The sequence below is a fragment of the Enterobacter cloacae complex sp. IR5401 genome (assembly GCF_049238425.1).
Classification (GTDB): Bacteria; Pseudomonadota; Gammaproteobacteria; order Enterobacterales; family Enterobacteriaceae; genus Enterobacter; species Enterobacter hormaechei_C.
This window is the reverse complement of sequence record NZ_JBMKHN010000018.1, coordinates 12,255-36,269: the sequence shown is the minus strand read 5'-3', so window position 1 is coordinate 36,269 and position 24,015 is coordinate 12,255. Positions and strand designations below refer to the sequence as shown.

The 24,015-nt window shown below is 58.6% G+C and carries 21 protein-coding genes; 12 read left to right on the top strand and 9 right to left on the bottom strand.

Annotated features, from left to right (window positions below; all coding sequences use genetic code 11):
- Positions 1-69: 69 nt before the first annotated feature.
- From lsrG to lsrA, 6 genes are read right to left on the bottom strand one after another with little or no spacing between them, the layout of a single operon-like run.
- On the bottom strand, positions 70-363 hold the full coding sequence (lsrG, locus tag ACOTX1_RS20375; protein ID WP_003862606.1) for a (4S)-4-hydroxy-5-phosphonooxypentane-2,3-dione isomerase: 294 nt from the start codon (positions 361-363) through the stop codon (positions 70-72).
- Positions 360-1,247, bottom strand: a complete 888-nt coding sequence (gene lsrF, locus ACOTX1_RS20370) for a 3-hydroxy-5-phosphonooxypentane-2,4-dione thiolase (protein WP_023314882.1) — start codon at positions 1,245-1,247, stop codon at positions 360-362. Before lsrF ends, lsrG begins: the two co-directional genes overlap by 4 nt.
- Before the next feature lie 11 nt (positions 1,248-1,258).
- Positions 1,259-2,260: an autoinducer 2 ABC transporter substrate-binding protein LsrB gene (gene lsrB / locus ACOTX1_RS20365; protein ID WP_023314883.1), complete on the bottom strand. Its 1,002-nt coding sequence runs from the start codon at positions 2,258-2,260 to the stop codon at positions 1,259-1,261.
- 1 nt (position 2,261) lies between these two features.
- A complete protein-coding gene (gene lsrD / locus ACOTX1_RS20360) occupies positions 2,262-3,239 on the bottom strand; it encodes an autoinducer 2 ABC transporter permease LsrD (protein WP_003862612.1) in 978 nt (325 codons plus the stop codon).
- Entirely contained in the window at positions 3,240-4,271 is a 1,032-nt protein-coding gene (gene lsrC, locus ACOTX1_RS20355) for an autoinducer 2 ABC transporter permease LsrC (RefSeq protein ID WP_023314884.1), read from the bottom strand.
- Entirely contained in the window at positions 4,268-5,755 is a 1,488-nt protein-coding gene (gene lsrA / locus ACOTX1_RS20350; protein ID WP_023314885.1) for an autoinducer 2 ABC transporter ATP-binding protein LsrA, read from the bottom strand. The genes lsrC and lsrA overlap by 4 nt, the downstream gene beginning before the upstream one ends.
- Before the next feature lie 215 nt (positions 5,756-5,970).
- On the opposite strand from lsrA, the gene lsrR reads away from it, so the two are divergent.
- From lsrR to ACOTX1_RS20335, 3 genes are all read left to right on the top strand, one after another.
- A complete protein-coding gene (gene lsrR, locus ACOTX1_RS20345; RefSeq protein WP_023295481.1) occupies positions 5,971-6,942 on the top strand; it encodes a transcriptional regulator LsrR in 972 nt (323 codons plus the stop codon).
- 32 nt (positions 6,943-6,974) lie between these two features.
- A complete protein-coding gene (lsrK, locus tag ACOTX1_RS20340; protein ID WP_023314886.1) occupies positions 6,975-8,570 on the top strand; it encodes an autoinducer-2 kinase in 1,596 nt (531 codons plus the stop codon).
- A gap of 166 nt (positions 8,571-8,736) precedes the next feature.
- Entirely contained in the window at positions 8,737-10,758 is a 2,022-nt protein-coding gene (locus tag ACOTX1_RS20335) for an NADPH-dependent 2,4-dienoyl-CoA reductase (RefSeq protein ID WP_023314887.1), read from the top strand.
- On the opposite strand, the gene rlmG is transcribed toward ACOTX1_RS20335, so the two are convergent.
- Positions 10,755-11,891, bottom strand: a complete 1,137-nt coding sequence (gene rlmG / locus ACOTX1_RS20330) for a 23S rRNA (guanine(1835)-N(2))-methyltransferase RlmG (protein ID WP_003862620.1) — start codon at positions 11,889-11,891, stop codon at positions 10,755-10,757. The genes ACOTX1_RS20335 and rlmG overlap by 4 nt on opposite strands.
- A gap of 83 nt (positions 11,892-11,974) precedes the next feature.
- Here rlmG and ACOTX1_RS20325 point away from each other — a divergent pair, with 83 nt between their 5' ends.
- From ACOTX1_RS20325 to sstT, 4 genes are all read left to right on the top strand, one after another.
- Positions 11,975-12,478 (top strand): YgjP-like metallopeptidase domain-containing protein, encoded by a 504-nt coding sequence (locus ACOTX1_RS20325; RefSeq protein WP_003862622.1) that lies wholly within the window; start codon positions 11,975-11,977, stop codon positions 12,476-12,478.
- Positions 12,479-12,548: 70 nt separating this feature from the next.
- Positions 12,549-13,547 (top strand): Gfo/Idh/MocA family protein, encoded by a 999-nt coding sequence (locus ACOTX1_RS20320; RefSeq protein WP_003862623.1) that lies wholly within the window; start codon positions 12,549-12,551, stop codon positions 13,545-13,547.
- Between the two features lie 251 nt (positions 13,548-13,798).
- A complete protein-coding gene (locus ACOTX1_RS20315) occupies positions 13,799-14,764 on the top strand; it encodes a TerC family protein (protein WP_003862625.1) in 966 nt (321 codons plus the stop codon).
- A 274-nt stretch (positions 14,765-15,038) separates the two neighbouring features.
- Complete coding sequence (gene sstT / locus ACOTX1_RS20310; protein WP_023314888.1) at positions 15,039-16,280, top strand: serine/threonine transporter SstT; 1,242 nt, start codon at positions 15,039-15,041, stop codon at positions 16,278-16,280.
- 138 nt (positions 16,281-16,418) lie between these two features.
- Here the strand turns inward: sstT and ACOTX1_RS20305 are convergent, their stop codons facing one another.
- Together ACOTX1_RS20305 and uxaC are read right to left on the bottom strand one after the other, a co-directional pair.
- Positions 16,419-17,906, bottom strand: a complete 1,488-nt coding sequence (locus ACOTX1_RS20305; protein WP_023314889.1) for a UxaA family hydrolase — start codon at positions 17,904-17,906, stop codon at positions 16,419-16,421.
- Positions 17,907-17,923: 17 nt separating this feature from the next.
- Positions 17,924-19,336, bottom strand: coding sequence for a glucuronate isomerase (gene uxaC, locus ACOTX1_RS20300; RefSeq protein ID WP_003862632.1), 1,413 nt, complete (start codon positions 19,334-19,336; stop codon positions 17,924-17,926).
- A 475-nt stretch (positions 19,337-19,811) separates the two neighbouring features.
- Here uxaC and ACOTX1_RS20295 point away from each other — a divergent pair, with 475 nt between their 5' ends.
- The 5 genes from ACOTX1_RS20295 to ACOTX1_RS20275 all read left to right on the top strand — a co-directional run bounded on the left by ACOTX1_RS20295 (position 19,812) and on the right by ACOTX1_RS20275 (position 23,987).
- Positions 19,812-21,110 (top strand): MFS transporter, encoded by a 1,299-nt coding sequence (locus tag ACOTX1_RS20295; protein WP_003862634.1) that lies wholly within the window; start codon positions 19,812-19,814, stop codon positions 21,108-21,110.
- Positions 21,111-21,307: 197 nt separating this feature from the next.
- Complete coding sequence (gene exuR / locus ACOTX1_RS20290) at positions 21,308-22,084, top strand: transcriptional regulator ExuR (protein WP_003862635.1); 777 nt, start codon at positions 21,308-21,310, stop codon at positions 22,082-22,084.
- A gap of 342 nt (positions 22,085-22,426) precedes the next feature.
- Positions 22,427-23,089 carry a DedA family general envelope maintenance protein YqjA gene (gene yqjA, locus ACOTX1_RS20285; protein ID WP_003862638.1) on the top strand — a complete coding sequence of 221 codons (663 nt, stop codon included), beginning with the start codon at positions 22,427-22,429 and terminating at the stop codon, positions 23,087-23,089.
- Positions 23,090-23,091: 2 nt separating this feature from the next.
- Complete coding sequence (gene mzrA, locus ACOTX1_RS20280; protein WP_003862640.1) at positions 23,092-23,475, top strand: EnvZ/OmpR regulon moderator MzrA; 384 nt, start codon at positions 23,092-23,094, stop codon at positions 23,473-23,475.
- 143 nt (positions 23,476-23,618) lie between these two features.
- Positions 23,619-23,987, top strand: coding sequence for a DUF1090 domain-containing protein (locus tag ACOTX1_RS20275; protein WP_003862642.1), 369 nt, complete (start codon positions 23,619-23,621; stop codon positions 23,985-23,987).
- Positions 23,988-24,015: the final 28 nt, after the last annotated feature.

The window sequence follows — 24,015 nt, the reverse complement described above, 5'->3', positions numbered from 1 at the left end:
CCCGGCCTACAAAATCAACACCCCCCGTACCCGTAGGCCCGGTAAGCGCAGCGCCACCAGGCAAAACCGCTACTCCGGCAACAATCCGACAAAGCTGCGTTTTTTGCGCGGCTCCGACATCAGCTCCTCCAGCTTATCCACGCACGCGAGATAGTGCGGGGTTTGCTTATGTGCCAGCACCGCCTCTTCGTCTTTATAGGCTTCGTAGATAAAGAACCGGGTTTTCACCCGCGGGTCCTGCAATACGTCGAAGCGCAGGTTGCCCGGCTCCTTGATCGCCCCCTCGTGGTTGGCGCGAAATACCTCCAGAAACTCGTCCACCCGCTCGGGCTTAATGTTGATCTCCACCAGCGTCACGTTCATTTTGCTTCTCCCTGTTTCTCTTCCTGCCAGAACTGGAACGCCTCCCGGGCGCTCATGTTCTCATGAACCACTTTCTTCACCGCCTTCAGCATGGCGAGCGGCGCGCTGGACTGGAAGATGTTGCGCCCCATGTCCACGCCGGACGCGCCCTGGTCTATCGCGCGCCAGCACATCTCCAGCGCCTCGTGCTCCGGCAGCTTTTTGCCCCCTGCGATAACGATCGGCACCGGGCAGCTGGCGGTCACTTTTTCAAAACCCTCATCCACGTAATAGGTTTTGACGAACTGCGCCCCCATTTCGGCGGCGATGCGGCTTGCCAGCGAAAAATACCGAGCGTCACGCGCCATCTCTTTCCCCACGCCCGTCACCGCCAGCGTCGGCATGCCGTAGCGCGCCCCTGCATCGACCAGCTTGATGATATTGTTGATCGACTGATGCTCAAACTCGCTTCCGATGTACACCTGCGCCGCCACCGCGCAGACGTTCAGGCGCAGCGCGTCTTCCATCGCCACCGCCACGCACTCGTTAGACAGCTCGCCCAGAATCGAGTTACCGCCGGAGGCGCGCAGCACCACCGGTTTGTTCGTCGCGGCAGGTACCTGGCTCCTGAGGATGCCGCGGGTGCACATCAGCACGTCGGTTTCGCCAAACAGCGGCGCGATGGTGAGATCGATACGCTCAAGGCCGGTGGTCGGTCCCTGAAAGTAGCCGTGGTCAAAGGCCAGCATCACCGTGCGGTTGCTCTGCGGGTTGAAAATGCGCGAAAGCCTCGACTGCATGCCCCAGTCCAGCGAGCCGCAGCCCTTCAGGGTGTACGGCACATTCTGCTGCGGCGTACCGATGCCAAAATCCTTGCCGTCTTTGATGTCGTCTAAATCAGCCATTTGCTCCCCCGTCAGAAATCGTATTTGCTGATGTTCTCTTTGGTGAACACCACGCGCTCCGGCAGCAGCACGATGCCGTTGCCCTTCGCCTCATACTGGTAGCCCTGCACGCTGTTCGGCTCGACCTTCAGCGTCCCGATATTTTTCACGTCTACGCTGTCGCCGACGTTAAGATCGCCTTTTTTCAGCAAACGATCGGCGACATTGACCGCAATTTTGCCCTGTTGCACCACGTCCCACAGGCCGAAGGCCTTCACCGTGCCGCGCTCAACGTACGGGCGCATCACATTCGGCGTGCTGAAGCCGACAATCGCCACCCCTTCCCGCTTCAGGTTTTCTGCCGCCTGTGCCGCCGCCGGCAGGGCGTTGGCGTCCGGGGCGATGATCGCATCCAGATCCGGATAAGCCTTTAAGATCCCTTCGGCGGTTTGCAACGATTTGGTGGCGTCGTTATAGCCAAACTGGGTGGTGACGACCTGCCACTGAGGATGATCTTTCTCGATTTTGGCCTTCGCCTCTTTCACCCACTGGTTCTGGTCGGTGACGGTCGGGCTGGAGTAGAAGAACGCCACTTTCGCGTTCGGTTTGGTGACCTGCTTGCCCGCCATCTCCACCAGCAGGCCGCCCAGCTGTTCCGGCGTCCCCTGATTGATGTAGATGCTGCGGCACTCCGGTTTGGTGTCGGAATCCCAGGTCAGGACCTTGACGCCGCGCTGCATCGCGCGCTTCAGCACCGGGCAGAGACCGTCCGGTGACACGGCAGAGACGATGATGGCGTTATAGCCCTGGTTGACGAAGTTATTGATGAGCTGCACCTGACCGGAGACGCTCGGCTCGGTCGGGCCGTCGTAGGTCACGTCCACGCCAAGATCTTTCCCCGCCTCTTTCGCGCCGTTGCCGCCGCTGGTGAAGAATCCCACGCCTACCAGTTTCGGGATAAAGGCAATGCGGTCCGCCGCCTGCGCCGAAGCGAAGCTGAGGGCCATTGCCAGGACGAGCAGTTTTGTTTTCATCTTACGCTCCGGATAGTTTTCTGAAGAGAGATCGCACCCATTCGCGGTGCAGACTCAGCGAACGCCCCATCACCACCACAACCAGCAGCGCCCCCGACAGCGCGCTCGACACCTGGTTGGGGATGCCGACCATCTGTAAACCCTGTTGCAGATACCCCACCAGCAGCGCCGCCAGCGCCGTACCGACAACAGAACCTGACCCGCCGTAGATATTGGCTCCGCCGAGCACGGCGGCGGTGAGCGCGGGCATCAGCAAATCGCGCCCCAGATCCGAACGCGCAGAGCCGAAATAGGAGACCATCACCAGCGCGGCAATCGCCGAGGCCACGCCCACCAGGCCGTACAGCGCGTAGGGCATGCCGTTCACCGGCAGCGCCGCATAGCGCGCCGCGCGCGGGTTCTGCCCAATCAAAAACAGGTGCCGACCAAAGCGCCCACGGTGGGTAATCAGCCAGAAGAAGGCGGTAATCACCGCGAACAGCACCAGCGGGATCGGCAGCCCCAGCACCGTGAGGTTAGCGAAGGCGGTAAAGCTGTCCGGGAAGCCGCCGATGCCCTCGTAGCCCGTCGCCCCCGCCATGCCGGAGAGCAGCAGCGCGCCGCCGCCGTAGAGGTAGAGCGTGCCGAGGGTAATGACCAACGGGCTGATGCCGGTGTAGTGGATCAGCGCCGCATTCACCAGCCCGCACAGCAGACCCAGCAGCAGCGTAAGCGGAACGGCGACCGCCATCGGCCACCCGGCCTGCATCATCACCCCCAGCGCAATCGCGCACAGGCCGATGGTCGAGCCGAGGGAGATGTCGATCCCGCCGCTGATGATCACCAGCGTAAGCGGCAGCGCCACGATGCCAATACAGATGAAATCGCTGGTGCTGAACAGCAGCATGTTGATATCAAGCATGCGCGGGTTGATGGCGCCGAAGAGCAGGATCTCCAGCACCAGTAAAATCAGCAGCGCGCTTTCCCAGTTAAGCCTCATTTACGCCACCTCTTTTTTGCGTTTGGGAAACGGGGTAACGTGCTTTCCCCCTTTGTTACCGGGCTGGAAACGGCTGTATTTCAGCGCCCGCTGATGCCGCGCCAGTGCCTGACGCAGACGCCCGTCGAGCACCAGCACGCCCAGCAGCACCAGCCCGGCGATAAAGTCGTTCCACCACGCCGGGAGCCTGAACAGCACCAGCACGGTATCGATTTGGGTGAGGAAGAACGCGCCGAGGAACGCACCGACCAGCGTGCCGGTGCCGCCCAGCAGCGAGATGCCCCCCAGCACGCAGGCAGCGATGGCTTTCATCTCCAGCCCGCTGCCGGTCTGGTTGGGCACAAAGCCTATCTGCGCGGCAAACACAATCCCGGCGCAGGCCGCCAGCAGGCCGTTCAGGGTAAAGGCGATCATGCGGGTGCGGTTCACCGCCACGCCCAGCTGGCGCGCGGCGGTGAGGTTATCCCCCACGGCGTAAAAATCCCGCCCAAAGGCGGTGCGCGACAGCGTCCACGCGCCGGTGGCCGCGATAATCAACACCAGCATGCCGAGCGGCGAAATGCCGACGGCGGCAGGCTCAGAGAGGGATTTCAGCCCCGGCGGCAGCCCTTCTATCCACTTCCCGCCGGTCCAGAGCAGCATCGCCCCGCGATAAAGCCCCAGCGTGCCGAGGGTGGCGACAATCGCCGGAATGCGCAGGCCCACCACCAGAAAACCGTTGAACGCCCCGGCCAGCGCGCCGATCGACAGCGCGAAGAGAATGGAAACGGGCAGGCTGTAGCCGCTGTTAAGCGCCACGCCGACGGCAATGGCGGACAACCCGACCGTGGAGCCGACGGAGACGTCAATATTGCGGGTCAGCATCACCAGCGCCGCGCCGATAGCCAGCAGGATCAGGATCTGCGAGCTGGCGAAGATCATCCCCAGCGTCTGTAAGCTCAGGTACGACGGGTTCAGCGCCACCAGCACGGCGAACAGCGCCAGAATGGCGAGAAACGCGCTCAGCTCGCGGTTTTTCAGTAAGATCTTCATGATTGCCCTCCAAACGCCAGCGCCATCATCCGGTCGAGGCTGACGGCGTGGCGCGGCAGCTCGCCGCTGAGCACGCCCTGATGCATTACCAGCACCCGATCCGCGAGGCCGGGAAACTCATCGAGATCGCTTGAGATCATCAGCACCGCCACGTTCTGCGCCGCCACGCTTTTCAGCAGCTGATAAATATCGGCGCGCGCCGAGACGTCCACGCCGCGCGTCGGTTCATCGACGATCAGCAGCAGCGGGTTGGCCTCCAGACAGCGCGCCAGCAGCACCTTCTGCTGATTACCACCGGAGAGCGTGCGCACGGTTTGATCCGCATGGTTGAGCTTGATCCCCAGCGCCCGGTGATAGCGTTCCACTACCGCAGACTCCCGCTTTCGCTGCTGCCAGAGCGACGGCTCGTTCAGCGCCACGGTGTTCCAGCGGATCGGCGCGTCGAGAAACAGGCCGGACACCTGCCTGTCTTCCGGCAGATAGACCAGCCCTTTTTGCAGGCGTGAACTGACCGGATCGGCGGTGATCTCCTGGTTCTCCAGCCAGACGCGCCCCCCGCGAACCGGACGCAGGCCGTAGAGCGTTTCGGCAAACTCGGTGCGCCCGGAGCCTACCAGCCCGGCCAGGCCGACGATCTCCCCGGCGTAGATCTCAAGGCTGAGATCGATAAACCCTTCCCCGGTAAGATCCTCCACCCGCAGCACGGGAAAATCCTGCGCCTGGGTGCGGCGGTTGCCCGGCAGCGCCAGCCACAGCTTTTGCGTATCGCTCAGGGAGGTCTCCCGGCTTACCGGCGTCATGGCGGCGATCAGGGCGTTATCGTCAAACTGCGCGGTTTCGCCGCTGAGCACCACGGCGCCGTCGCGCATCACCGAGACGTGACTCGCCAGCTGCCGAATCTCCGGCAGCTTATGCGAGATAAAAACAATCCCGACGCCAAGATCCTGCAAGGCGCGGATCTGGCGAAACAGCCGTTCGGTTTCACCGGGCGTCAGCGAGGCCGTGGGTTCATCGAGGATCAGAATTCTGGCGTTGCGCATCAGCCCACGCAGGATCTCCACCATCTGCTGGTCAGCCACCTCGAGGGTGCTGGCGGTGGCGTCGAGGTTAAGCTGGCACTGCAATTGCCGGAGTTTTTCCGCCAGCCGCTTTTCCCGATCGCGCTCTCGCGGCAGGCGGAACAGGATGTTTTCCCGCACGGTCAGGTTGGGGAAAAGCAGAGGCTCCTGCGGTACCAGATAAATGCCTAACCGGTGCGCCTGCGCCGGGGTAAACCGTGCAAAAGACTCGCCCGCAACCGAAAGTTCACCGCTATCCGGCGTTTCCACCCCGGCGATGATCTTCATTAGCGTCGATTTTCCCGCGCCGTTACCGCCCATCAGCGCGTGCACCTGCCCCGCAAGCAGCGTGAAATCAATGCCTTTTAAGACCGGCACGCCTGAGAACTGCTTGCTGATATTTCGCGCGTTGAGAAGTGGTGTCATCATCGCTCCGCTATTGAACAAATGATTTTTAGATTTAATAATGTTCAAAAGCGTAGACGGTGAACTATATTTACAACCGTGCAGGGATCACAATTTTATCGATTGAGATTTAGATAAACCGGAATCGATCGAAATGATCCGTTTTGTCGCGTGGCTCACATTTTCACGTCGCGCCATCACGAACATATGATCTAAATTTTTATAAGAGTTCAATTATGAGCGATAAACGCACTGCGGAAGAAGGACGGTTTGCCGGGCTGGCACTGGCGGAAGAGGAGCTGGTGGCGCGCGTGGCCTGGTGCTACTACCACGACGGGCTGACCCAGAACGACATCGGCGAACGGCTCGGGCTGCCGCGCCTGAAGATCTCCCGCCTGCTGGAGAAGGGCCGTCAGTCCGGGGTGATCCGCGTGCAGATCAACTCCCGCTACGAGGGCTGCCTGGCGCTGGAAACCGAGCTACAGCAGCGCTTTGGCCTGAAGCTGGTGCGCGTGATGCCTGCCCTGAATACCCCGCCGATGAACGTGCGGCTGGGCATTGGCGCGGCGCAGTCGCTGATGGGCGTACTGGAGCCCGGCCAGCTGTTAGCGGTGGGGTTCGGTGAAACCACCATGAGCAGTCTGCAACACTTAAGCGGCTTTATCAGCTCGCAGCAGATCCGCCTGGTGACGCTCTCCGGCGGCGTCGGGCCGTATATGACCGGTATCGGCCAGCTGGATGCGGCCTGTAGCGTCAGCATGATCCCCGCCCCGCTTCGCGTGTCATCCGCTGAAGTCGCCGGGATCTTAAAGCGCGAAACCAGCGTGCGGGACGTGATCCTCGCCGCCACCGCGGCTGACGTGGCGGTGGTCGGGATTGGCTCGGTAAACCAGCGCCGCGACGCAACGATCCTGCGCTCCGGCTATATCAGCGAAGGTGAACAGCTGATGTACGCCCGCAAAGGCGCGGTGGGCGATATCCTCGGCTATTTCCTCAATGCCGAAGGGGAATGCGTCGAGGAGCTGGAGATCCACAAAGAATTACTGGGCGTCACGCTCGATGAACTGGCGCAGCTGCCCACCATTGTCGGCGTGGCCGGAGGGGAAGAGAAAGCCGATGCGATTTATGCCGCACTGAAAGGTCGCCGTATTAATGGCCTGGTGACGGAAGAGACGACAGCCCGCGCGGTGCTGGCTCTGGCCGGATAAGAGCAGCCCTGCGCTAACAGCGAGGCAAGCTCATGAGTTACCTTTTAGCGTTAGATGCAGGGACAGGCAGCGTTCGCGCCGTGATTTTCGATTTACAGGGCAACCAGATTGCCGTTGGCCAGGCCGAGTGGAAGCACCTGAGCGTGGAGAACGTGCCGGGCTCGATGGAGTTCGACCTCGACACCAACTGGCGGCTGGCCTGCCGGTGTATTCAGCAGGCGCTGGAGCGCGCACGGCTTAGCGCGGCGGATATTCAGTCCGTCGCCTGCTGCTCGATGCGCGAAGGGATTGTGCTGTACGACCGCAACGGCGAGGCTATCTGGGCCTGCGCCAACGTCGACGCCCGCGCCAGCCGCGAGGTGGCTGAACTCAAAGAGATCCACGACTACCGGTTTGAATCCGAAGTGTATGAGGTCTCCGGCCAGACGCTGGCGCTGAGCGCCATGCCGCGCCTGCTGTGGCTGGCGCACCACCGTCCGGATATTTACCGCAAGGCTGCGACTATCACCATGATCAGCGACTGGCTGGCGGCGAAGCTCTCCGGCGAGCTGGCGGTGGACCCGTCCAATGCGGGCACCACCGGTATGCTGGATCTCTTCTCCCGCGACTGGCGTCCGGCGCTGCTCGACATGGCCGGGCTGCGCGCCGATATCCTTTCCCCGGTGAAAGAGACCGGCACCGTGCTGGGGGCCGTCACGAAAGAAGCCGCGCAGCAGTGCGGCCTGCGTGAAGGCACGCCGGTGGTGATGGGCGGCGGCGACGTGCAGCTGGGCTGTCTGGGGCTGGGCGTGGTCCGCGCCGGACAAACGGCGGTGCTGGGCGGCACCTTCTGGCAGCAGGTGGTCAATCTGCCGCAGGTACGCACCGACCCCGACATGAACATCCGCGTGAACCCGCACGTCATCCCCGGCATGGTGCAGGCGGAGTCGATCAGCTTCTTTACCGGGCTGACCATGCGCTGGTTCCGCGACGCCTTTTGCGCCGAGGAAAAGCTGATTGCCGAGCGGATGGGGATGGACACCTATTCCCTGCTGGAAGAGATGGCGAGCCGCGTCCCGGCGGGCTCCCACGGCGTGATGCCAATCTTCTCCGACGCGATGCATTTTAAGCAGTGGTATCACGCCGCGCCGTCGTTTATTAACCTCTCCATCGACCCGGAAAAGTGCAACAAAGCGACGCTGTTCCGCGCTCTGGAGGAGAACGCGGCGATCGTCTCGGCCTGCAACCTGGCGCAGATTTCGCGCTTCTCCGGCGTGACGATTGAGAGTCTGGTGTTTGCGGGCGGCGGGGCCAAAGGCGCCCTGTGGAGTCAGATTTTAAGCGACGTTACCGGCCTGCCGGTGCGCGTGCCGGAAGTTAAAGAGGCAACGGCGCTCGGCTGTGCCATTGCCGCAGGAGCTGGCGCGGGGCTGTTTGCGGATATGGCTTCGACGGGCGAGCGGCTGGTGAAGTGGAGCCGCGAGTTCACGCCAAACCCGCAGCACCGGGAACTGTACGACAGCATGATGCAGAAATGGCAGGCGGTGTACGCCGACCAGCTCGGGCTGGTGGACAGCGGGCTGACCACGTCGATGTGGCAGGCACCGGGGCTGGTGCGGGCATCCCCCTCACCCCGGCCCTCTCCCTAAGGGAGAGGGAGATTAAGTCCCCTCTCCCTTAGGGAGAGGGCATCAGGCCACACCAATATTTGAATCCCATCACATTCACCGCATTCCCCTTTTCCCTTTTACTCCCCGCTGGCTAAATTAGTAACTCATCCGACCACATAACAATAATTTTACACTGGAAGAGACTATGAGCCGCTACCCGTCGTTATTCGCCCCTCTCGATCTGGGGTTCACCACCCTCAAAAACCGCGTGCTGATGGGCTCAATGCACACTGGGCTGGAGGAGCGTCCGGACGGGGCTGAACGTCTGGCAGCCTTCTATGCCGAACGCGCGCGCCACGGGGTGGCGCTGATTGTCACCGGCGGCGTAGCCCCTGCCCCTTCCGGGGTGACGATGGAGGGCGGCGCGGTGTTGAACGATGCGTCACAGCTGCCGCATCACCGCATTGTGACCGACGCGGTCCACCGCGAGGGCGGCAAAATCGCCCTGCAAATTCTGCATACCGGGCGCTACAGCTATCAACCGAACCTGGTTGCCCCCTCGGCTATTCAGGCGCCGATTAACCGCTTTACTCCTCACGCCCTTAGCCACGACGAGATCCTGGCGCTGATCGACGATTTTGCCCGCTGCGCGGCGCTGGCGCGGGAAGCGGGCTACGACGGCGTTGAGGTGATGGGCTCTGAAGGCTATCTGATTAACGAATTTCTCGCCGCACGCACCAACCAGCGCGACGACGAATGGGGTGGCGACTATGCCCGCCGGATGCGTTTTGCCGTGGAGGTGGTGCGCGCGGTGCGTGAACGTGCGGGTGCGGATTTTATTATCATCTTCCGCCTGTCGATGCTCGACCTGGTGGAAGGCGGCGGCACCTTCGACGAAACCGTGCAGCTGGCGCAGGCAATTGAAGCCGCCGGTGCCACCATTATCAACACCGGGATTGGCTGGCACGAAGCGCGCATCCCCACCATCGCCACGCCGGTGCCGCGTGCGGCGTTCAGCTGGGTAACGCGCAAGCTGAAAGGCAAAGTCTCCGTTCCGCTGGTGACCACTAACCGCATTAACGACCCGCAGGTGGCGGACGATGTGATCTCCCGCGGCGACGCCGATATGGTCTCGATGGCGCGTCCGTTCCTCGCGGATGCCGAACTGCTCTCCAAAGCGCAAAGCGGCCGTGCGGATGAGATCAATACCTGCATCGGCTGTAACCAGGCCTGTCTGGATCAAATCTTCGCTGGCAAAGTCACCTCCTGCCTCGTTAACCCCCGCGCCTGCCATGAAACCAAAATGCCGGTGGTTACGACGGTCAATAAAAAACGCCTGGCCGTGGTGGGCGCAGGCCCGGCGGGCCTGGCGTTTGCGGTCAATGCCGCCTCGCGCGGGCACAGCGTGACGCTGTTTGATGCGCTGGCGGAGATCGGCGGGCAATTTACTATCGCCAGACAGATCCCCGGCAAAGAGGAGTTCTACGAAACGCTGCGCTATTACCGCCGGATGATCGAGGTGACGGGTGTCGATCTGCGGCTTAACAAGTTTGTCAGCGCGGCGGATCTGATCGGTTTCGACGAGGTGATCCTCGCGAGTGGGATCGCCCCGCGCACCCCTGCGATCGAGGGTATCGATCATCCGAAGGTATTGAGCTATCTGGACGTGCTACGCGACAAAGCACCGGTTGGCGAGAAGGTGGCGATTATCGGCTGCGGCGGGATCGGTTTTGATACCGCGATGTATTTAAGCCAGCCGGGCGAGGCCACCAGCCAGAACATCGCTGAGTTCTGCGTGGAATGGGGCATTGATACCAGCCTGAGCCAGTCCGGCGGATTACGGCCGGAAGGGCCGCAGCTGCCGAAAAGCCCGCGCCAGATCGTGATGCTCCAGCGTAAGGCCAGCAAGCCGGGTGAAGGGCTGGGCAAAACTACTGGCTGGATCCACCGCGCCACCCTCCTCTCGCGCGGGGTGAAGATGATCCCGGCGGTGAGCTACCAGAAGATCGACGACGACGGGCTGCATGTGCTGATCGGTGGTGAACCGCAGCTGCTGCGCGTGGATCATGTGATTTTGTGCGCCGGACAGGAGCCAAAGCGCGATCTGGCCGATCCGCTGCGCGAAGCGGGTAAAACGGTGCATTTGATCGGCGGGTGCGACGTGGCGATGGAGCTGGATGCGCGGCGGGCGATTGCGCAGGGCACCCAGCTTGCACTGGTTATTTAGCGACGACGCCCCAGCTTCACCGATTTCAGCACCACGAATTTGTTATTGGTGGCAATGGTGACGCAGTTGCCGAAAATCTTCTTCAGCTTGTGGAAGTAGTCCAGGTGGCGGTTCGCCACTATATACAGCTCGCCGTTGATTTTCAGGCAGCGGCGCGCGTGGTGGAACATCTCCCACGCGACGTTATCCGTCAGGGCGTGCTTCTGGTGGAACGGCGGGTTACAGAATACCGCGTTGAAGCGGAAAGGCTCTACGCCCGACAGCGCGTTATTGATCATAAACTCGCAGCGATCCAGCGCTTCAGGCAGGTTAGTTTCCACGTTCAGACGGCTGGAGGCCACCGCCATTGGCGATTCGTCGCTGAACACCACGCTGGCCTCCGGGTTCTTCGCCAGCAGCGTCAGGCCAATCACGCCATTGCCGCAGCCCAGGTCGACAATCTCACCCTCAAGATTTTCCGGCAGATGTTCCATAAAGAAACGCGCCCCGATATCCAGACCGGTACGGGAAAAGACGTTCGCGTGGTTGTGGATGGTCCAGTCGGTACCTTCCAGTTTCCAGCTCAGCGTTTCTGGCGCGTCGGCCAGCGCCGGTGCGCTGAAGGTGCAGTTGATCAGGCGTGCTTTTTTCCAGGCAAGCGTCGTGGTTGTCGGGCCGAGGACCTTCTCGAACAGCTCCAGCGTCGAGGTGTGAATATCGCGCGCTTTGGCACCCGCGATAATGCGGGTTTCTGGCGTGACGACTTTACGCAGCGCGCGCAGTTGCTGCTCCAGCAGCGCCATGGTTTTTGGCACCTTAATCAGCACCACGCCCGGCGCCTGCGGGTAGTCCGCGGTGCTGTCGAGGAACTTCACGCTGGACTCTTCGATGTCGTTATGGCGCAGGTTTTCACGCGTCGCCAGTTCGCTTAAGTAAGAATCGCCGATACTGTAAGGCGCATGTTCCGCCAGCGCGCAGGCCAGCGCGCCAAACGCGTCATTCAGGATCAGAACCGGGCCGCTGATTTCAGTCTCATCCAACTGTTGCAGCAGATATTCATCCGCCGCTTCCCACGCCTGAAGCGGGTTCACGTCGTCCGTTTCCGGGAAACGTTTAAGGTTGAGTGAACGGAAACCGTTGTCTAAGTGGCTCATCGGCCCTCCTGAATGGTAAAATTTGGCGTATCCCTGAAAAGGGTGCGTAAGTATACCCGTTTTCACACTATTTTGGGGTTTTGATGAACCAGCTGACTTATCTCCAGGGCTATCCGGAGCATTTACTTTCCCAGGTTCGTGACCTGATTGCCGCGGGAAAGCTCGGTGCGGTGCTGGAAAAACGCTACCCGGGCACGCATGATTTCGCGACTGACAAAGCCCTCTGGCAGTATACGCAGGATCTGAAAAACCAGTATCTTAAGAGCGCCCCGCCGATCAACAAGGTGATGTACGACAATAAGATCCATGTGCTGAAAAACGCGCTCGGCCTGCATACCGCCATCTCCCGCGTGCAGGGCGGCAAGCTGAAGGCTAAAGCGGAGATCCGCGTCGCGACCGTTTTCCGTAACGCGCCGGAAGCCTTTCTGCGGATGATCGTGGTGCACGAGCTGGCGCACCTGAAAGAGAAAGAGCACGACAAAGCCTTCTATTCCCTGTGCTGCCACATGGAGCCACAGTACCACCAGCTGGAGTTTGATACCCGGCTGTGGCTGACGCATTTATCGTTAAAGAGTAATGCGCAATAGCGCACGCGAAATGTCATGATGACGTGCTACAGTGGTTTTAAGTTCCCTGCTACGGAGTACGTAAACGTTTATGATACGTTTCGCAGTCATCGGTACGAACTGGATCACGCGCCAGTTCGTCGACGCCGCCCACGAAACCGGCAAATATAAGCTCACCGCAGTCTATTCCCGCAGCCTTGAGCAGGCGCAGAGTTTTGCGAATGACTACCTGGTTGAACATCTGTTCACCTCGCTCGATGAGATGGCGCAAAGCGACGCCATTGACGCGGTCTATATTGCCAGCCCGAATTCTCTGCATTTCCCGCAAACGAAGCTGTTCCTCAGCCACAAAAAACACGTGATTTGCGAGAAGCCGCTGGCCTCGAATATTGAGGAAGTGGAAGCCGCCATTGCGCTTGCCCGCGAAAACCAGGTGGTGCTGTTTGAAGCGTTCAAAACCGCCAGCCTGCCGAACTTCCTGCTGTTGCAGCAGTCCCTGCCGAAAATTGGCAAAGTGCGTAAAGCCTTTATCAACTACTGCCAGTATTCCTCGCGCTACCAGCGCTACCTGGACGGCGAAAACCCGAACACCTTTAACCCGGCCTTCTCGAATGGCTCGATTATGGATATCGGTTTTTACTGCCTGGCCTCTGCGGTCGCCCTGTGGGGTGAACCGCACGGCGTAACGGCCACCGCCAGCCTGCTGGAGAGCGGCGTGGATGCACATGGCGTTGTGGTGCTGGACTACGGTGATTTCAGCGTGACGTTGCAGCACTCGAAGGTCAGTGACTCCGTACTGCCAAGCGAAATTCAGGGCGAAGACGGCTCGCTGGTGATCGAAAAAATCTCCGAATGCCAGAAGCTAAGCATCGTTCCCCGCGGCGGCAAAGCGCAGGAGCTGACGCAGCCTCAGCATATTAACACTATGCTCTATGAGGCAGAGGTCTTCGCCCGTCTGGTAGAAGACAACGAAGTGAACCACCCGGGGCTGGCAATCAGCCGCACCACGGCGAAGCTGCAAACGGAGATCCGCCGACAGACTGGCGTGATTTTCCCCGCAGACGGCGTGAATGTGGAAGCCGTCGCGTAAAGCTGTGTAATGAAATCGTGCAGACCATTGACGAAACCGATGGTCTGACATAATTTGTTACCTGCAAAGGGGAGTAACTTCTTCGCCGGTGGATCGTCATTACGATGCGTGCAAAACCGCATCCGGTCGCCGGGCAACCTTCGAGGTTGTAAGTGAGACCTTGCCGGAAGGCGAGGTCTATGCATAAAAAGCTAACGGCTATCGTCTTCTGACCATAGCCGTTTTTGTTTTTTATGTGTAAGGAAAATAGTATGCATTCTGTCGGCACTCCAATGCTGTGGGGCGGATTCGCGGTTGTCGTGCTCATCATGCTGGCGATCGACCTCTTTTTGCAGGGTCGTCGCGGCGAACACGGCATGAGCGTCAAGCAAGCCGCCGTCTGGTCGCTGGTATGGGTTACCCTCTCACTTCTTTTCTGCGCCGCCTTCTGGTGGTATCTGGCCTCAACCGAAGGCCGCGCGGTGGCCGATCCTCAGGCACTCGCCTTCCTCACCGGCTATCTGATTGAAAAAGCACTGGCGGTTGATAACGTCTTCGTCTGGCTGATGCTGTTCAGTTACTTCGCCGTGCCTGCGGCTCTGCAACGCCGCGTGCTGGTGTACGGCGTTCTGGGCGCTATTGTCCTGCGTACCATCATGATCTTCGCCGGTAGCTGGCTGATTACCCAGTTCGAATGGCTGTTGTATGTATTTGGTGCGTTCCTGCTGTTCACCGGGGTCAAAATGGCGCTGGCGAAAGAAGACGATACCGGTATCGGTGATAAGCCGTTGGTGAAGTGGTTCCGGGGTCATCTGCGCATGACGGACAAGATCGAGAGCGAGCATTTCTTCGTGCGTAAGAACGGCCTGCTGTTCGCCACCCCGCTGCTGCTGGTGCTGATTCTGGTCGAGCTGAGCGACGTGATTTTCGCGGTGGACAGTATCCCGGCTATCTTCGCAGTTACCACCGACCCGTTCATCGTTCTGACCTCGAATCTGTTCGCCATCCTCGGCCTGCGTGCGATGTACTTCCTGCTGGCAGGCGCGGCAGAGCGCTTCTCAATGCTGAAGTACGGCCTGTCGGTGATTCTGGTGTTTATCGGTATCAAGATGCTGATCGTCGATTTCTACCATATCCCGATCGCCATTTCGCTCGGCGTGGTGTTTGGCATTCTGCTGGTGACGCTGATTATCAATACCTGGGTTAACCGCCAGCACGATAAGAAGCAGCAGGTTTAGTGCAACGTTCGGTGCGGGCTGATGCCCTCACCCCAACCCTCTCCCACAGGGAGAGGGGGAAATGCAATGCAGGCCGGGTAAGCGTAGCGCTACCCGGCGCTTTCGTTAACCAATAGTTAAAAAACATGACGCAACACGTAAAATCCAGCATTTTACGCTTCCCTCCTTTCACGTATTCCCTATACTCGACCAGGCAAACATTTACTTACATCCGGAAATAAATGTGACTTAGAGCACATCCAGGATGGAACGCAATTTCACTCAGGAATAACGTATGAGCACACAATCACGCGGTCTGTTCGCGCGCCTGACGCAGGGCAGTCTTGTAAAACAAATTCTGGTCGGGTTGGTACTGGGTATTCTGCTGGCCATGGTGTCGAAACCTGCCGCGGAGGCCACGGGGCTGCTCGGGACGCTGTTTGTGGGCGCCCTGAAGGCCGTCGCCCCGGTACTGGTGCTGATGCTGGTGATGGCGTCGATTGCCAACCACCAGCACGGACAAAAAACCAACATTCGCCCTATTCTGTTCCTGTATCTGCTGGGAACCTTCTCTGCTGCCTTAACGGCCGTTGTGTTTAGCTTCCTGTTCCCGTCCACGCTGCACCTGACCAGCGCGGCCGGTGATATCACCCCGCCGTCCGGGATTGTGGAAGTCCTTCGCGGCCTGCTGATGAGCATGGTCTCTAACCCCATCACCGCACTGATGAGCGGAAACTACATTGGCATCCTGGTCTGGGCGATTGGTCTGGGCTTCGCGCTGCGTCATGGCAACGAGACCACGAAAAACCTGGTCAACGATTTGTCCAATGCCGTGACTTTCATGGTGAAGCTGGTGATTCGCTTTGCACCAGTCGGTATCTTTGGTCTGGTTTCTTCGACGCTGGCCACTACCGGTTTCGACGCACTGTGGGGCTACGCGCAGCTGCTGGTCGTCCTGGTCGGCTGTATGCTGCTGGTGGCGCTTGTGATCAACCCGCTGCTGGTGTTCTGGCAGATCCGCCGCAACCCGTATCCGCTGGTGCTGACTTGCCTGCGCGAGAGCGGCGTGTATGCCTTCTTTACCCGCAGCTCGGCGGCGAACATTCCGGTCAACATGGCGCTGGCGGAGAAGCTGAACCTGGATCGCGATACCTATTCCGTGTCGATCCCGCTGGGTGCGACCGTGAACATGGCGGGTGCGGCGATCACCATCACCGTGCTGACGCTGGCGGCGGTGCATACGCTGGGTATTCCGGTGGATCTGCCAACCGCGCTGCTGCTGAGCGTCGTTGCATCACTGTGTGCCTGTGGCGCATCCGGCGTGGCGGGCGGATCGCTGCTGCTGATCCCCCTGGCCTGTAACATGTTCGGTATCCCGAACGAGATTGCCATGCAGGTTGTCGCGGTCGGCTTCATTATCGGCGTATTGCAGGATTCCTGCGAAACTGCGCTGAACTCCTCTACTGACGTGCTGTTTACCGCCGCAGCCTGTCAGGCGGAAGACGCGCGGTTAGCGAAGAACGCCCTGCGCAGTTAAAAAGAAAAGCCCGGTGGCGGCTACGCCTTACCGGGCCTACAAGGTAAATGCAAAACGGCAACATGTGTTGCCGTTTTTAGTGTTGCACCCTCTCCCTGTGGGAGAGGGCCGGGGTGAGGGCACCAGCCCGCACCCGACTTAAAGCGTCACACCACTCTTAAAGATCGCCAGCTCGCGGAAGTCGTTCTTCTCGTTACAGGTCTGCCTGCCGCTGGCAAACTCCACGATAGTATCCACGAACTCCGTCAGCAGCTGTGGCATCGCTTTGCCGTGGATCAGCTGGCCTGCGTCGAAATCGATCCAGTGCTTTTTCTTCGCCGCCAGTTCGCTGTTGGTGGCGATTTTGACCGTCGGCACAAAACCGCCGTACGGCGTACCGCGACCGGTGCTGAACAACACCATGTGACAACCCGCCCCCGCCAGCGCGCTGGTGGCGACCGCATCGTTACCCGGTGCGCTCAGCAGGTTCAGGCCGTGGGTTTTCAGGCGTTCGCCGTAGCGCAGAACGTCCACCACCTGGCTGGCCCCCGCTTTCTGGGTGCAGCCGAGGGATTTCTCCTCCAGCGTGGTGATTCCGCCCGCCTTGTTCCCCGGCGACGGGTTCTCGTAAATCGGCTGATTGTGGGCAATGAAGTACTGTTTGAAGTCGTTCACCATGGTGACGGTCTTCTCAAACGTCTCTTCGTCGCGACAGTGGCTCATCAGAATGCGCTCTGCGCCGAACATCTCCGGCACTTCGGTCAGCACCGTGGTGCCGCCGTTGGCAATCACATAATCCGAGAAGCGGCCCAGCATCGGGTTAGCGGTAATGCCAGAAAGCCCGTCAGACCCGCCGCACTCCAGGCCAAACTTCAGTTCGCTCAGCTTGCCCGGCTCGCGCTTGTCGTGACGCATCACCTCGTACAGCTGGTGCAGTTGTTCAACGCCCGCTTCCACTTCGTCGTCCTGGTGCTGACACACCATAAAGTGCACGCGCTCAGGATCGAACTCGCCCAGCGTATCGCGGAAGGCGTCAACCTGATTGTTTTCACAGCCGAGGCCAATCACCAGCACCGCCCCCGCGTTCGGGTGGCGCACCATATTTTGCAGCATGGTGCGGGTATTGATGTGGTCGTCGCCCAGCTGGGAACAACCGTAGGTGTGGCTGAACAGATGCACGCCGTCGGTGCCTTCAGCATTGTTAGTCTCTTTCAGGAAACGCGTCTGAATTTGACGCGCGATCCCGTTCACGCAGCCGACGGTCGGGAGGATCCACAGTTCATTGCGGATCCCCACCTCGCCGCTGGCGCGGCGGTAGATCTGCACCTCACGATCGGCCGCCTGTCCTTCTTCTGCCTGGAAGTCAGGTTGATAGCTGTACTCGTCCAGATCGCTGAGATTGGTGCGGGTATTGTGGGAATGAATGTATTCACCCGGCGCAATATCCGCCAGCGCATGACCGATGGGCAAACCGTACTTCACCACGTTCTCCCCTTTCGCGATGGGGATCAGGGCAAACTTATGTCCACGTCCAATGGCCTGGCGTAACGTCACCGACTGGTTGTCGAAGGTCACTTCCGTCCCTTCGGCTAAATCGGCCAGCGCGACGGCAACGTTATCCAGCGAATGGATTTTGATGTATTGCATATCAACCTCAAACGGCCTTAGTTCAGTTCAATGGCGAAGTAGTCACGCGCATTGTTAAAGCAGATGTTTCTCACCATTTCGCCCAGCAGCTGGATATCCGCTGGCGCTTCGCCCGCGTGCACCCAGCGGCCAATCATCTGGCACAGAATGCGGCGGAAATATTCATGGCGGGTATAGGAGAGGAAACTGCGGCTGTCGGTCAGCATGCCAACGAAGCGGCTCAACAGGCCGAGCTGCGCCAGCTGCGTCATCTGACGCTCCATGCCGTCTTTCTGATCGTTAAACCACCAGCCGGAACCGAACTGCATCTTGCCCGGCATCCCTTCGCCCTGGAAGTTGCCGATCATGGTGCCCAGCACTTCGTTATCGCGTGGGTTCAGGCAGTAAAGGATGGTTTTTGGCAGCAGGTTTTGCTCGTTCTGTTTGCTCAGCAGTTTTGACAGCTCTTCCGCCATCGGACGGTCGTTGATGGAGTCAAAGCCCACGTCCGCGCCCAGCAGTTTGAACTGACGCTGGTTGTTATTACGCAGCGCGCCGATGTGATACTGCTGAACCCAGCCGCGGCGGGCATATTCCGCACCGAGGAATACCAGTACCGCCGTTTTAAACTGCGCCACTTCGTGCTCACTCAGGGCTTCGCCGGAGAGACGACGCGCCAGAATGCTGTCCAGCTCAGCTTCGCTGGATTCCGCGAACAGCACTACGTCCAGCGCGTGGTCAGACACTTTACAGCCGTGTGCGGCAAAGTGATCCAGACGTTTGGTCAGCGCGGTTTGCAGATCGCCAAAGCGACGGATATCGGTGTCAGACACTTCCGCCAGCTTCGCCATGTAGTCGTTAAAGGTCGGCAGCTCGATGTTGAAGGCTTTATCCGGGCGCCAGCTTGGCAGCACTTTGATGTCAAACGTGCTGTCCTTCGCGACAACCGCGTGGTGCTCCAGAGTGTCGACCGGATCGTCGGTGGTGCCCACCATCTTCACGTTCATCTGCTTCATGATGCCGCGCGCCGAGAAGCTATCCTGCGCCAGCAGGTCGTTGCACTGATCCCAGATTTCATCCGCCGTGGCGGGAGAGAGCAGCTTGCCGGTGATACCAAACGGACGACGCAGTTCAAGGTGAGTCCAGTGGTATAACGGGTTACCGATGGTGTGGGGAACAGTAGCGGCCCAGGCGTCAAACTTCTCGCGATCGGTCGCGTCGCCGGTACACAGGCGCTCGGCCACGCCGTTGGTGCGCATTGCGCGCCACTTATAGTGGTCACCCTTCAGCCAGATATCATACAGGTTTTTGAAACGGTAATTTTCGGCAACCTGCTGCGGCGGTAAATGGCAGTGGTAGTCGAAAATCGGCTGGTCTTTTGCGTAGTCGTGGTACAGGCGGCGAGCAAATTCGGTATCTAACAGAAAATCGTCGGTCATAAACGGTGTCATTATCGTCTTCCTCATTACGGGAGCGTCAGAAAGCTTATGTTCAGATGCTGCAAAGTTATCACACCAATTTCCAGAGTCCGACGTTTTTTTCGTGAGTTAGATCAATAAACGTCGACAAATAAATTACCCTCAAAGGGGTAAACCCTCTCTCAGGCCGCGCCAGTTCTGGCTTTGCGCGTGCCGCATAATGTCCCTACAAAGATTCACACTTTTGTGATGTCACTCACCTTTTAAAGTTGTATGACAAGTTATCTTTTCGCCGTCGCAAACTATAAGCCGACGGAATGCATTACCGGTGTTTGATACATCGGATTTAACGGTACGGAAGCCGACTTAGCACGATTACTAATGGCAAGGTTCGGGCCGTTCCGGGACAGGTTCCCGGTTACGCCCCTCCCGTTACAGAACAGCTCCCGGCAACGGTTGAGTTGTTGCCGTGTCCCGACACGGAAATAACATAACGATGAGGTTTTACATGCGTAAAATTAAAGGGTTACGTTGGTACATGATCGCACTGGTGACGCTCGGCACCGTGCTGGGCTACCTGACACGTAACACCGTGGCAGCAGCGGCGCCAACGTTGATGGAAGAGTTACATATCTCCACGCAGCAATACTCTTACATCATTGCGGCTTACTCTGCCGCTTACACCGTAATGCAGCCTGTTGCAGGTTATGTTCTTGATATTCTGGGTACAAAAATTGGTTATGCCTTCTTCGCTGTAGCCTGGGCCGTCTTCTGTGGGGCGACCGCGCTGGCCGGCAGCTGGGGCGGACTGGCGCTGGCGCGTGGTGCGGTAGGTGCTGCCGAAGCGGCGATGATCCCCGCGGGTCTGAAAGCCAGCTCTGAATGGTTCCCGGCAAAAGAGCGTTCTATCGCTGTCGGTTACTTCAACGTGGGCTCCTCCATCGGGGCGATGATTGCTCCGCCACTGGTGGTGTGGGCGATTGTGATGCACAGCTGGCAGATGGCGTTCATCATCTCCGGTGTGCTGAGCTTTGCCTGGGCCATGGCGTGGCTGATTTTCTATAAACACCCGCGCGACCAGAAAAAGCTGTCTGACGAAGAACGTGACTACATTATTAATGGTCAGGAATCCCAGCATCAGACCGACAACGGCAAAAAGATGTCCGTCTGGCAGATCCTGGGCACCCGTCAGTTCTGGGGTATCGCCCTGCCACGCTTCCTGGCAGAACCGGCCTGGGGTACGTTTAACGCCTGGATCCCACTGTTCATGTTTAAAGTTTACGGCTTTAACCTGAAAGAGATCGCGATGTTCGCCTGGATGCCAATGCTGTTTGCAGACCTGGGCTGTATCGTCGGCGGCTACCTGCCACCGCTGTTCCAGCGCTGGTTTGGCGTGAACCTGATTGTGTCCCGTAAGATGGTGGTCACCATGGGCGCCCTGCTGATGATCGGCCCGGGTATGATCGGCCTGTTCACCAGCCCTTACGTGGCTATCGCCCTGCTGTGTATCGGGGGCTTTGCTCACCAGTCTCTGTCCGGTGCGCTGATTACGCTCTCGTCCGACGTGTTTGGTCGTAACGAAGTCGCCACCGCCAACGGCCTGACCGGGATGGCCGCCTGGACCGCAAGTACCCTGTTTGCGCTGGTGGTCGGCGCGCTGGCGGATACGATTGGTTTCAGCCCACTGTTCGCGGTACTGGCTGTCTTCGACCTGTTGGGTGCGGTGGTTATCTGGACGGTGCTGAAAAGCAAATCCGCAGATGAGCTTGCGAAAGAGTCCCTCGGGGGACCGGCGACGCAGAGTTAGCGTTGTTGTGCCGGGTGGCAGCTCCGCCTTACCCGGCCTACAAAATCCAATAAAATAGTAGGTCGGGTAAGCGTAGCGCCACCCGGCAAGAACGACGCAAAAGCCGCCTCCGGGCGGCTTTTTTGATGGCGGAATCTGGAGACTGGCACGCAAAAGTGGTATAACAAATCATTCGCCGTACCCTGCCTGGAGCGCATATGGAAATCACCGAATCACGTCGTTTATATCAACAACTTGCCGCCGAGCTGAAAGATCGCATCGAGCAAGGGGTCTATCTTGTCGGTGATAAACTTCCCGCTGAGCGTTTCATTGCGGATGAAAAAAGCGTCAGCCGCACGGTGGTCCGCGAAGCCATCATCATGCTGGAAGTGGAAGGGTATGTTGAGGTACGCAAAGGTTCCGGCATTCATGTGATTTCCAGCCAGGCGAAACACTCCCCTACCCCGGACGAAAGTCTGGAGTTTGCCAGCTACGGTCCGTTTGAGCTTCTCCAGGCTCGCCAGCTGATTGAAAGCAACATTGCGGAATTTGCTGCGACGCAGGTGACCAAGCAGGACATCATGAAGCTGATGGAAATCCAGGATCACGCGCGTAAAGAAAAATGTTTCCGCGATTCTGAATGGGACCTGCAATTCCACGTCCAGGTCGCCCTTGCGACTCAGAACACGGCGCTGGCGGCAATCGTTGAAAAAATGTGGACTCAGCGCGTTCACAACCCGTACTGGAAGAAATTGCACGATCACATTGATTCCCGCACGGTAGATAACTGGTGTGACGATCACGACCAGATTCTTAAAGCCCTGATTCGTAAAGATCCGCATGCGGCGAAACTGGCAATGTGGCAGCATCTGGAGAACACCAAACAGATGCTGTTTAATGAAACAAGTGATGACTTTGAATTTAACGCTGACCGCTATCTTTTTGCCGATAATCCGGTCGTTCACCTCGATACCGCGACCAATCTCGCAAAATAACGCCCCGAACTGCTGGCAGGCGCACCGCCGCGCCTTCCGGCCAGACAGGGTAAGAAAACCTATATAGTGTCAGCCTTTGTAAAATTTCTCGCTCCCCTCCGTGGCTTACGCCAAAATCGTGTTTCCCCTCAAATTCTGTGACGCAGAACGTCGGGCTTTGTTACAATTGGATTCACTTCGTTATTTTGTAAGTTAGTGCTTGCTAACCAGCCAATTAACAGGGAACAGTGTTGGCCACACATCAATGTGTCCGCGAGCGACCATAATGAAATCATAACAATGTCGCCGTGCTGTATTTCCCGAATTACAGGCGTGACGTTAACCGATTTCCAGGAACACTGAATGGAACTTTTGACCCAACTACTGAACGCCCTCTGGGCTCAGGATTTCGAAACGCTGGCCAACCCGTCCATGATTGGCATGCTCTACTTTGTATTATTTATGATCCTGTTCCTTGAGAACGGTCTGCTGCCTGCTGCCTTTTTACCGGGCGACAGCCTGCTGGTACTGGTCGGGGTGCTTTGTGCAAAAGGGGCGATGGCTTTCCCGCAAACGGTCCTGCTTTTAACCATTGCCGCCAGCCTGGGCTGCTGGGTGAGTTACATTCAGGGGCGATGGCTGGGTAACACGCGAATCGTTCAGAACTGGCTTTCGCACCTTCCGGCCCATTACCACCAGCGAGCGCACCACCTTTTCCATAAGCATGGGCTTTCCGCCTTGCTGATCGGCCGCTTTATCGCATTCGTACGCACCCTACTGCCCACCATTGCGGGCCTGTCCGGCCTGAGCAGCACGCGCTTCCAGTTCTTTAACTGGATGAGCGGCTTGCTGTGGGTGCTGATCCTGACCACGCTCGGCTACGCGCTGGGTAAAACGCCGGTCTTTATGAAATACGAAGACCAACTGATGTCTTGCCTGATGCTGCTGCCCGTCGTTCTGCTGGTGTTTGGCCTGGTCGGGTCCCTGGTCGTACTGTGGAAGAAGAAATACGGGGCCAGGGGTTAACGATGGTTATCTCCCCGCTCGCGCTGCGCCGCTTCTCTTACGCCATCGTCGCGCTGATGATGTTCAGCGCTCTTATCCTGCTGTGGTCTGCGCTACAGCATCAGGAGTCGACGCTGGCTATCCGTCCTGTGAGCCAGGGAACCAGCGTGCCGGATGGTTTTTCCATCTGGCATCATCTCGACGCAAACGGGATTCGCTTTAAGAGCATCACGCCGCAAGACGATGTGCTGCTGATAAAATTTGACTCCAGTGCGCAAAGCGCCGCGGCGAAAGCCGTGCTGGACCGCACGCTGCCGCAGGGTTACATCATTGCGCAACAGGATGATGACAGCCACGTCGCCTCCTGGATGTCACGGTTACGCGACACGTCGCATCGATTTGGTTAACGACTAATATTCCGAATATTTTCACCTACTTTGGTGAAACTCCCGTTTACTTACTATGCTTAAGTACGCGGAGCACCCCTCAGATGTTCTCCGCTTAGTTCTGGAACACGGCTTACGCCGTAACACAATGGAAGGTTTCTATAATGAAATACCGCATCACCCTGGCTCTGGCCCTTTTTTCTTTAAGCACAGCTTCCTTCGCTATGTCTCTTTGTCAGGAGAAAGAACAGGATATCCAACGCGAAATCAGTTATGCCGAAAAGCATAACAATCAGCACCGGATCGACGGACTGAAAAAAGCGTTGCGCGAAGTGAAAGACAACTGTACGGACAGCAAGCTGCGTGCCGATCATCAGGAAAAAATCGCTGAACAGAAGGACGAGATAGCCGAGCGCCGTCAAGACCTGCAAGAAGCGAAAGAGAAAGGTGATGCGGAAAAAATTGCCAAGCGCGAGAGGAAGTTGCAAGAGGCGCAGGACGAACTGAAAGCGCTGGAAGCTCGCGATTATTGAGTTAACGGAAATCTCAACAGGAGAGAAT

Excerpts from the sequence above, each read along its gene's own strand:
- lsrG (WP_003862606.1), bottom strand. The coding sequence starts at position 363 with ATGAACGTGACGCTGGTGGAGATCAACATTAAGCCCGAGCGGGTGGAC.
- lsrF (WP_023314882.1), bottom strand. The coding sequence starts at position 1,247 with ATGGCTGATTTAGACGACATCAAAGACGGCAAGGATTTTGGCATCGGT.
- lsrB (WP_023314883.1), bottom strand. The coding sequence starts at position 2,260 with ATGAAAACAAAACTGCTCGTCCTGGCAATGGCCCTCAGCTTCGCTTCG.
- lsrD (WP_003862612.1), bottom strand. The coding sequence starts at position 3,239 with ATGAGGCTTAACTGGGAAAGCGCGCTGCTGATTTTACTGGTGCTGGAG.
- lsrC (WP_023314884.1), bottom strand. The coding sequence starts at position 4,271 with ATGAAGATCTTACTGAAAAACCGCGAGCTGAGCGCGTTTCTCGCCATT.
- lsrA (WP_023314885.1), bottom strand. The coding sequence starts at position 5,755 with ATGACACCACTTCTCAACGCGCGAAATATCAGCAAGCAGTTCTCAGGC.
- lsrR (WP_023295481.1), top strand. The coding sequence starts at position 5,971 with ATGAGCGATAAACGCACTGCGGAAGAAGGACGGTTTGCCGGGCTGGCA.
- lsrK (WP_023314886.1), top strand. The coding sequence starts at position 6,975 with ATGAGTTACCTTTTAGCGTTAGATGCAGGGACAGGCAGCGTTCGCGCC.
- ACOTX1_RS20335 (WP_023314887.1), top strand. The coding sequence starts at position 8,737 with ATGAGCCGCTACCCGTCGTTATTCGCCCCTCTCGATCTGGGGTTCACC.
- rlmG (WP_003862620.1), bottom strand. The coding sequence starts at position 11,891 with ATGAGCCACTTAGACAACGGTTTCCGTTCACTCAACCTTAAACGTTTC.
- ACOTX1_RS20325 (WP_003862622.1), top strand. The coding sequence starts at position 11,975 with ATGAACCAGCTGACTTATCTCCAGGGCTATCCGGAGCATTTACTTTCC.
- ACOTX1_RS20320 (WP_003862623.1), top strand. The coding sequence starts at position 12,549 with ATGATACGTTTCGCAGTCATCGGTACGAACTGGATCACGCGCCAGTTC.
- ACOTX1_RS20315 (WP_003862625.1), top strand. The coding sequence starts at position 13,799 with ATGCATTCTGTCGGCACTCCAATGCTGTGGGGCGGATTCGCGGTTGTC.
- sstT (WP_023314888.1), top strand. The coding sequence starts at position 15,039 with ATGAGCACACAATCACGCGGTCTGTTCGCGCGCCTGACGCAGGGCAGT.
- ACOTX1_RS20305 (WP_023314889.1), bottom strand. The coding sequence starts at position 17,906 with ATGCAATACATCAAAATCCATTCGCTGGATAACGTTGCCGTCGCGCTG.
- uxaC (WP_003862632.1), bottom strand. The coding sequence starts at position 19,336 with ATGACACCGTTTATGACCGACGATTTTCTGTTAGATACCGAATTTGCT.
- ACOTX1_RS20295 (WP_003862634.1), top strand. The coding sequence starts at position 19,812 with ATGCGTAAAATTAAAGGGTTACGTTGGTACATGATCGCACTGGTGACG.
- exuR (WP_003862635.1), top strand. The coding sequence starts at position 21,308 with ATGGAAATCACCGAATCACGTCGTTTATATCAACAACTTGCCGCCGAG.
- yqjA (WP_003862638.1), top strand. The coding sequence starts at position 22,427 with ATGGAACTTTTGACCCAACTACTGAACGCCCTCTGGGCTCAGGATTTC.
- mzrA (WP_003862640.1), top strand. The coding sequence starts at position 23,092 with ATGGTTATCTCCCCGCTCGCGCTGCGCCGCTTCTCTTACGCCATCGTC.
- ACOTX1_RS20275 (WP_003862642.1), top strand. The coding sequence starts at position 23,619 with ATGAAATACCGCATCACCCTGGCTCTGGCCCTTTTTTCTTTAAGCACA.